Genomic DNA, 8,099 nt, shown 5'->3' on the forward strand with positions numbered 1-8,099 from the left:
CACCTGGACCGGCGACGGCGTGGACTGCCTGGACATGCCGGTCGAGCCGCACCATGGCCCGACCACCTTCGCCATCGTCGACCCCGACGGAAACACCCTCCGCATCGGCCCCCACCCCGATCCCGATCTCCACGCCCACCCCCATCCTCACCCCGATCCCGAACCACCCTCCGCCACAGGTCGCAACTGACCCATCCGACCCATCCGACCCATCCGACCCATCCGACCTGTCCGACCCACCCACCCCTGCCCATCGCACACCCAATCTCAGACTTCGACCTCGCCGTAAGGTTGCCCAATGGCGAGCTACTGGCGTTTACAGGGCTCCGATTCCACGTGCTCGGGCCAAGTAGCCACGGAGTTGATAAAGCGTCGACTCGCCTCCGGCACATGCGAGACCTGGTTTCATGACGACGCAGGTCGTTCGCTGGCAGTCCTCACAAACGGCACCCGCGCATTGCTGATTTTCATGATCAGCGAAGGCGATCCTGGCGAACACGCTGTAGACCTGGGCGCCGAGGGCCGTTCTGGCGGCTTCATACTCCTGAACGGCCAACACGACCACTACGCGAATCGCGACACAGTCCTGTTCGATCAAGCATGTGATGTGGTGCGCTGCATCATCGACCTGGACGAGTGGCCGGAGCATGTCAGCCGAGAAGTCGACCGATGAGCGTCCCGGGACCGGCAAATGCCCGCCGCCCCGCTACTGGCCTCGATCAGCTACGCGGCGCGCCGTCTCCTGCGGGCGACCGCGGACGATCCAGTGCAGGCCCACAGCCACAATCGAGCCGACCAGGCGCGCCACGACGAACAGCCAGACCTGACTCAGTGCATTGTTATCGGCGAAGACGGCCGGCCCGAGCGAGCGGGCGAGGTTGACCGATGTACCGGTCAGCGGGATGCCGACCAGGTGGATTGCGGTAAGCGCGAAGCCGATCGCCACGCCCTCCAGCCCCTTGACGCCGGGACCGTTGGTGACCGACAGCACCACCAGTACGAGCAGTGCGGTGAGGATGATCTCGACGAGGAACGCGCCCCCGGTGCTGATTCCCAGGTCGGAGTTTGCGCCGTATCCGTTCGAGCCGAAGGATTTGCGGCTGAACGGCCCGCCGGCGCGTGCGCGGACCGTGTGCGATACCCAGTACAGCAGCAGCGCGCCGAAGATGCCACCGGCGAACTGCATGATCGCTTAGAGCGCGCCGGCGATCGGCCTCATCCGACCGGCGAGCACCATCCCGAGCGTCACCGCCGGGTTGATGTGACATCCCGAGACTGCGCCGATCGCATATACGAGCGCGAGCAGCGTGACGCCGAAGGCCAGTGCGATACCCACGACACCGGCGTTGGCGTCCGCGAAGATCGCCGTGCCGACAGCGAAGAAGACCAGGATGGCCGTACCGATGAACTCCGCAGCCAGCGCGGCCCAGCCGCACTCAATCTGATCGATCACCGACGAGGACGGTCTGGCCTCGACGGCCGCAGTGGTGTTGCTCATCGCGTCACTCATCGCTCCCTCCGTGTCGCTGTACTCGGCTGAGGAAACCTGCCCCGCGAACTAGCCGCGATGAATGGCCAGCTTAAAAACACCTTGAATCAACCTGCGCCTCAGCCGCACGACGGTTTGACCATTCTGGGGATGGCAGTTCCCTGACCTGCGACATCGCATAAGCCGTGCACGCTCGCACGAACGATGCAGTCCCAACCTCGCCGCGACCGACAGTCTCCGCACCGATACCGACGTGCTCGCCGCAGAGCAGACGTACCAAGCGGCACTGCCGAATCTCCGAGGCGGCTCGCCCGCACCCGGCAAAAGCGTCAGAGCACGTGCTTCTGGCACCAGCGTTCGATCATAGTCGGCCGACTTGTGCATCCAAAGACTCGCACGTGCCAGAGCCCGCCGGGTAAGTCGTAACCCCGCCGCCGTCCCACCGACCTTCGTGGCCACAGCCACAGCCACAGCCACAGCCACAGCCATGGTCATGCTCGTGCTCGTGCTCGTGCTCAAAAACCGGCCTTCTCCTTCGCCAGCCTCTCCTTGCGTGTTTTCCACCATTCGGCGCCCTGGTTGGGGTTGACGAGGTGTGCGGCGAGCGAGACCGCCTTGGAGAACTGGTTCAGGCTCTTGTAAATAGCGAGACGGGTGTTGCGCACGATGCCGCGGTGCTGGCCGTGTGTGCGCCAGGCGGTGGTCGTATCGCCACCGAACTGCTTGGTTTCTTCGGCGGTGTAGTAGTAGAGCGCAATGGACTTGCGCCAGCGGCCGTCGGCGATGGGTTTGGGGAATCCGTGAATGGAGCGGTTGTCTGTGGTGAAGATCATCATGGTGCCCCACTGCGGCACGATCGTCTTCGCGGGTTTGCCCGGATCCCCCAACTCTAGGCAGCCGCCATAGGACAACTCCCACTCGTCGTTCAGATATACCAGGACATTGATTCTGCGATAGAGTGCGAGCGGCTCGTAGAGGTGGAAGTCGGTGTGCGGTGCCAGGACTCCGCCCGGCCCGCTCATGTGCAGCCCGCCGCCCTTGAGATAGGGGTCGGGTATGAGCTTGCTGATGCCGGTCAGCTTTTCGAGTAGGCGCAGGAAGGTCGGGCCGCACAGCTCGTGAATCAGCTTGCTGAAGGGCTCGGGGATGACTTCGATGTTCGAGCAGCTGAACTTCCGGTACTGGTAGGTGTCTCCCAGCGCCGTCCACGAGGGCCAGTCCGGGTCGGGGAACGTGCCCATGGCCGACGGGTCGAGACGCAACACGTCGTGGAACACCGCGTGAGGAAACGGCGAGGCGGCGTGGTAGCCACTCGTGGCGGCGTCCACCTGCTCGCTGAACCTCGCGAAGTTCCACACCCCGTCCGAGCCTCTGAGCACTGATTCCACCGATTCCGCCGCTGCCACGTCGTTCGACGCCCCGTTCATCGGACCCCTTCCGGAGCTGTTTCCTGTCACGCACGGCGCACCGCCGAGCCACGCAGGTATAAATGCTCGCGAAGCCGAAAAGGTTGTCTCCCGCCCGAGATCCGGTTGCGTGATCTCAGACCCCTGGCCCGGTTCGTCGCAGTCGGATGCGCGATCCCGCTGCCTTGCCACAGGCTGAAAGCTTGCGTTCCGCGTCATCCTCGCCCGGATCGACAACCGGTGGTTCGAACCGGTGGAAGGGGCGCCGTCGACGCACATCCTCAAACCGGCTGCGGCCTGGTCACACAGCGCACACAACGAAGCGGTGGTGGTGACGCTGGCGCATGCGGCCGGCCTGACCGACCGTGCCGTCTGGGTGGAGGACGTGCAGGGTACGGCTGTTCTGGTGGCCGAACGCTACGACCGCGAGGTGTGTCACGGAGGAATCACCCGCCTCCATCAGGAGGACATGTGCCAGGCCACAGGGCTACGCTCGGTTGACAAGTACCACATAGGCTGGCCGAGCGAGCGCATGGCCCGTCTGCTCAGGCAATTCACTGACTCTCCGACCGTCGAGATCGAGAAGTTGCTGCGGCAGCTTGCCTTCAGAGTCGTCGTCGGCGACGAGGACGGGCATGGCAAGAACTACTCAGTGCTGCTGAACAGCGGTAAGGTCACGCTTTCTCCCATGTACGACTCCTTGTGCACACTGATCTATCCGGAGCTCAGCGGCAGGATGGCTGCCCGGGTCGGAGCTCAGGTAAGCCTCGCGAAGGTCGACCGCGCCGCACTCGTAGACGAGGCCAAGGCCATGGGGATTCCCCAACGCGAGGCTGAGACATGCCTCGGCGAACTCAGCAGTACTCTGCGGACTGCTATCGACGCACTCGGGCCACGCCTCACCGAAGGCTGGCCCAGCGAGCGCGTCATCGGGGTCATCCAGGCCAGGCTCGATCGGCTTGACTCAGGTGAGCCGCTCGGCCGAGTGAGCGAGGAATCCGGGCAGCAGAGCTCCACTTTCGACGAGGCGACACTGTGCCGCGGTTCGTCTCCCTCTCAGAGATGAGAGGCTGACGCCGGCCGCCGGACATGGCAGGCGGTGTGGCCGATGGCTGAGACGCGGAGGTGTCGTCCGGTGCCTACTCGAAGAAGTCCTCGTCGATTCGCTTCAGGACGAACGCGCGTTCTTCCTGGGCGCCGACGTTGTACTCGATCATCAGTCGTGCCAGCCGCGGTCCGTCGATCAGTACGATCCGGCTCGGAATCCGCGCCACATAATCTCTGGCTTCGGCACTGAAGCGCCCAGTCGTCATGAAGACTCCACGATCCGCGCCGACACCGTGAAGCGCTCCGACGAAAGCTTGCATATCCGGGCGTCCGACCGACTTGTCCAGGGCGTAGCGTTTGGCTTGAACGTAGACGAGATCCAAACCCAGCGCATCTTGCCGGATGACGCCGTCGATGCCTCCGTCGTGCGCCCGCCCCAGATGCTCGGCGGCATTCTCACGGCCGCCGTATCCCATCGCGGTGAGCAGCCTGAGCACGAGGCGCTCAAGGAATTCCGGTTCCTGCTTGTGGACACGTCGCAGCAGTTCCGATGCCAGGGCTTCGGTGTTTTCCTGGACGGCCAGCGAGATCGCCTCGGCTGGGGTCGTCTCGGGATCCGCCCCGTCCGTCTCGTCGCGCTCGGCTCGTGGGCCCCGAGTGCGGCCCCGGAACTCCTGAAACTCGGGGAACCGGCTCAGCAGGCGATTGTCCACTCGGTCGGGCCTCTTCGCCAGCACCTCGCGGCCTCGATCCGTGATGTGGACATAACCGCGTCGAGGACGTTCCAGTAGTCTCGCCTGCGCAAGATAGGTCGTGGCCCAGTGGATACGGTTGTCAAGGCGCGAACCGCCGCTGTCCAGCTGTTCGGCAGCATCCTCCTCAGTGAGCTCGAATTCGCGCATACAGGGTCCGCGAAGATCCTGCCAGCGCAACGCTTCCCCGTTTTCGAGGGTAAGCAAGATCGGGAGCATGAAGCTCTGATACTCCGGAACGGGCATCTGTCTCCTTGCTCATGCAACTGCGATGGCTGCCATTCCTGATGGCAACAGTAACGGCCGTATGCCACGGTCGCATGCAAGATCACTGTTTCGTGCGACAGTACAAATGAACCGGCTCGCCAGCGTGACCTCACCGTATCTGCTTCAGTATGCGGACAATCTGGTGGATTGGTGGCAATGGGGTGAGGATGCGTTCGCCGAGGCGCGGCGGCGGCTCATCAGCATGATCATGCTGACGGTGGCCACGACCTCGTGCTTGTCCGGGCGCCGCTCGTAATCGCGCACGTAGCGGCGCCGCTGACAGATCCACGGCAACGTCCGCTCCACGATTCGCCTCTTGGGCAGGACCTCGAAGCCCCGTGCGTCATCGGATCACAGGACGATCACTAGTTGGTTTTGTGAACCCTTGCCTGATGCGCCGGATTTCTGGCGCGTGGGCGTTCAGTGAGAATACGGGTCGGCCAGCGTCATGGGCGTGCGGGCGATGTCAAGCACTTGTTCGGGGAACCGCACGCCTGCTGTGTAGTAGCGGGCTCGCGTGCGGCCGATGGGTTCGAGCACTTCAGCTGTCACGAGATCGCGCAGGTCGCGCTGAGCCTGCTGCATGCTGAGGTTCTCGGCGTGCTCATAGCGAGAACGACGGACTCGGCCGGCCATCGCGACGTCATGGAGAGCGGATACGATCCGCTCGTCGCGACCCGTGCTCGCCACAAAAACAGATAACTCGCCCCATACCCTTCCCGAACGGTCGAGCCGACCTTGCACCGTTTGAGCTTGCTGATGGTAGGCGGTGAGATTGAAGCGGACCCAACTGGAAACGTCCTGGTCCGGAAGATATTCGGCACCACGGCGTGCAAGCTCGCGATAGTACTCCCAGGTGTTGCCCGGCCGTCCCAGCCACGCCTCGATGGACGAGAACTCGGGAGCGAGCACGCCTTCACGCGCGATCATGAGTGTCTGTAGCGACCGTGACATCCGTCCGTTGCCGTCGGCCCAGGGGTGGATGGACACCAAGTCCAGATGCGCCATCGCGGCCCGTACGAGGGGATGACTTCGGTCGTCGGAATTCAGCCAGTCGATGAGTTCATGCATGAGGCCGGGGACATCGGTGGCATCCGGGGCCGTGTACGCGGCGATGCTGGGGTCGCGGGCATCAGTGACATAGACGGCCCCGCGACGCCACTGTCCTGCTGGCTTCCGGTTGCTGTGCCGGTGCCCCTGAAGCATCCAGTGCAGTGCGTTGAGGAGGCCTTTGCTGTAGCTGAAGTCAGTCGGATCATGCAGTGTTTGGATGTACGTCATCATCTGTTGATAGGCAAGCGTCTCCTGGCGGTTCTCGTCGGAGACTTCAACGTCGCGTTCACCGTCGAGCAGGTCTTCGACGTCGACCGTCGAAACTTTGAAACCTTCGATGGAATTCGACGCCGCGACAGCGTCGGCGGTGAGGAACTTCCGTAATCCCGCGGTCCACTTCGCCGGCGAGGAGTTCACCTGGTGTTTCAAGCTCTCTCGGCTGCGGCCGATCTCGTCGAGTACGCGCTGGTCGTCGGCGTCGAGCTTGGGCGTCGGATAGAGCATGCCAGAATGATAGATTGACGTAATCAATGCGTCAATCGTCGGGTGGTGCGCCGTGCTTCACGTCATGGCCCATGGCTCGGTGGCGGTCATGATGCTGGATAACGTGGGATCACGGTCCGGGCAGAGACGGGGTATGGCAGGCTGGATCTATGAACCGGCTCGCCAGCGCGACCTCGCCGTATCTGCTTCAGCACGCGGCCAATCCGGTGGATTGGTGGCAGTGGGGTGAGGAGGCGTTCGCCGAGGCGAGGCGGCGGGACGTGCCGCTGCTGATCTCGATCGGATACGCGGCGTGCCACTGGTGCCACGTGATGCGCTAAGTACACTAGTTGGTTTGACTGCTGTCTGTCCAGGTCAGAGGCCTCTTGTGTGTCCCTCCCGGTGGCACATGCTTTCCGTGTCGGGTGACGCCGCTGCGCGGCGTTGGGGGTCTGTCGGCTGTTTCTTGCCTAGAATCGGCCGTATGACTGCCGCATATCGTGCCGCTTCGCTCTCGGTGCTCGGAAAGTGGCTGGCAGAAGCCGGGGAGGGCCAGCGTTGGCGGCTGGTCGCCGAGTTTCTGGAGGAGTACCGGCACGAGCCGGAGCAAGATCGACTGATGCTGTTGGGGCCGGAGCCGTTGAGCACCGGTGACGAGCGCTGGGACGTGTTCTTGGCGGGTCTCGCCGAGTACTTGGCCGCTCGCGCAGACCGTGCGGCCCCGGCTTGGGCGGAGCGCAGGAGTTTGCGGCGCTTCTGGTTTCCCTTCGGATCCCGTGCTGCTAGGGCGGATGCATTGGTCCACTCTCCAGCTGCGTTCCGTCGGCGGGGGATCTTCATCGCCCCACAGGAACTCGGTGTCGCGTGAGTCAGGGGCCGCTGCTTGACCGCGCGGGGATCCGGGATGCCCTGACCAGGCTGGGCGAACGACTGGCCCGCCGTGGCGTGACCGCTGACTTGTATGTATTCGGCGGTGCAGCGATGGCTCTGGCGTATGACGCGCGGCGTGCGACTCGGGACATCGACGCATTGTTCAAGCCGCACGGGATCGTGTTGGAGGAGGCCCGTACAGTCGCGCAGGAGTTGGGCTTGCCCGATTGGTGGCTGAACGAGCAAGCCAGCGTGTACGTCGCGGCGGGTGGCGATTCGGGCGCGGCGACGGTATTCGACCATCCGGGCCTGCGGGTCCAGGCGGCCTCGCCGGAACACCTCCTGGCGATGAAGGTTCATGCCGCCCGACGGCGTGACGGCGAGGACATCAGGTTCCTCATCGACAAGCTGGGATTGTCCGACGTCGAGGCGGTTCTCTCGCTTTGCGCGGAGATCTTCCCGGATGAGCCGGTGCCGGAGCGAGCCAGGCTGGTGCTGGAGGATGTTTTCGAAGCTGGCTGGCCGCCTACCGAAGCGGAATAACGGTTCAGGCAATTCGCGTGATGCACAGTGGCCCGTGAATCGCCATGTCAGCGCAACGTCCTCGCGCTGTATCAATCCAAGATCTGCCAGAGATTTATTCCAGGATCTGCCGTGCACGTGCCGGGTGTGGCCCGCCCGGACGGCGAGCGTGCGGAGCGGGCGGTCACGTTATGGCCCACGAGTCTTTGC

Annotated in this window: 8 protein-coding genes and 3 pseudogenes; 7 read left to right on the top strand and 4 right to left on the bottom strand. The window is 63.8% G+C overall.

Annotated elements, in window-relative coordinates; genetic code table 11:
• A pseudogene (locus VGS97_RS23850) lies at positions 1-190 on the top strand (hypothetical protein); the annotation flags it as partial.
• 108 nt (positions 191-298) lie between these two features.
• Positions 299-673: a hypothetical protein gene (locus VGS97_RS23855; protein ID WP_326855872.1), complete on the top strand. Its 375-nt coding sequence runs from the start codon at positions 299-301 to the stop codon at positions 671-673.
• A 33-nt stretch (positions 674-706) separates the two neighbouring features.
• Here VGS97_RS23855 and VGS97_RS23860 read toward each other — a convergent pair.
• Both VGS97_RS23860 and VGS97_RS23865 read right to left on the bottom strand, forming a co-directional pair.
• Positions 707-1,498, bottom strand: a pseudogene (locus tag VGS97_RS23860) (aquaporin).
• A gap of 506 nt (positions 1,499-2,004) precedes the next feature.
• Positions 2,005-2,916 (bottom strand): 2OG-Fe(II) oxygenase, encoded by a 912-nt coding sequence (locus VGS97_RS23865; protein ID WP_326855873.1) that lies wholly within the window; start codon positions 2,914-2,916, stop codon positions 2,005-2,007.
• 232 nt (positions 2,917-3,148) lie between these two features.
• On the opposite strand from VGS97_RS23865, the gene VGS97_RS23870 reads away from it, so the two are divergent.
• Positions 3,149-3,961: a HipA domain-containing protein gene (locus VGS97_RS23870; protein ID WP_326855874.1), complete on the top strand. Its 813-nt coding sequence runs from the start codon at positions 3,149-3,151 to the stop codon at positions 3,959-3,961.
• A 73-nt stretch (positions 3,962-4,034) separates the two neighbouring features.
• Here VGS97_RS23870 and VGS97_RS23875 read toward each other — a convergent pair whose 3' ends face one another.
• Positions 4,035-4,940, bottom strand: a complete 906-nt coding sequence (locus tag VGS97_RS23875; protein WP_326855875.1) for a restriction endonuclease — start codon at positions 4,938-4,940, stop codon at positions 4,035-4,037.
• 106 nt (positions 4,941-5,046) lie between these two features.
• Between VGS97_RS23875 and VGS97_RS23880 the strand changes: the two genes are divergently transcribed.
• On the top strand, positions 5,047-5,217 hold the full coding sequence (locus tag VGS97_RS23880; protein WP_326855876.1) for a DUF255 domain-containing protein: 171 nt from the start codon (positions 5,047-5,049) through the stop codon (positions 5,215-5,217).
• Positions 5,218-5,381: 164 nt separating this feature from the next.
• On the opposite strand, the gene VGS97_RS23890 is transcribed toward VGS97_RS23880, so the two are convergent.
• On the bottom strand, positions 5,382-6,518 hold the full coding sequence (locus VGS97_RS23890; protein ID WP_326855877.1) for a Fic family protein: 1,137 nt from the start codon (positions 6,516-6,518) through the stop codon (positions 5,382-5,384).
• Positions 6,519-6,667: 149 nt separating this feature from the next.
• On the opposite strand from VGS97_RS23890, the pseudogene VGS97_RS23895 reads away from it, so the two are divergent.
• From VGS97_RS23895 to VGS97_RS23905, 3 genes and pseudogenes are all read left to right on the top strand, one after another.
• A pseudogene (locus VGS97_RS23895) lies at positions 6,668-6,832 on the top strand (DUF255 domain-containing protein); the annotation flags it as partial.
• A gap of 149 nt (positions 6,833-6,981) precedes the next feature.
• A complete protein-coding gene (locus tag VGS97_RS23900) occupies positions 6,982-7,365 on the top strand; it encodes a hypothetical protein (protein WP_326855879.1) in 384 nt (127 codons plus the stop codon).
• Positions 7,362-7,910 (top strand): DUF6036 family nucleotidyltransferase, encoded by a 549-nt coding sequence (locus VGS97_RS23905; RefSeq protein WP_326855880.1) that lies wholly within the window; start codon positions 7,362-7,364, stop codon positions 7,908-7,910. Before VGS97_RS23900 ends, VGS97_RS23905 begins: the two co-directional genes overlap by 4 nt.
• The last annotated feature ends 189 nt before the right edge of the window (positions 7,911-8,099 follow it).

The organism is Actinocrinis sp. (assembly GCF_035946395.1).
In the GTDB taxonomy this organism is placed as follows: Bacteria; Actinomycetota; Actinomycetes; order Streptomycetales; family Catenulisporaceae; genus Actinocrinis.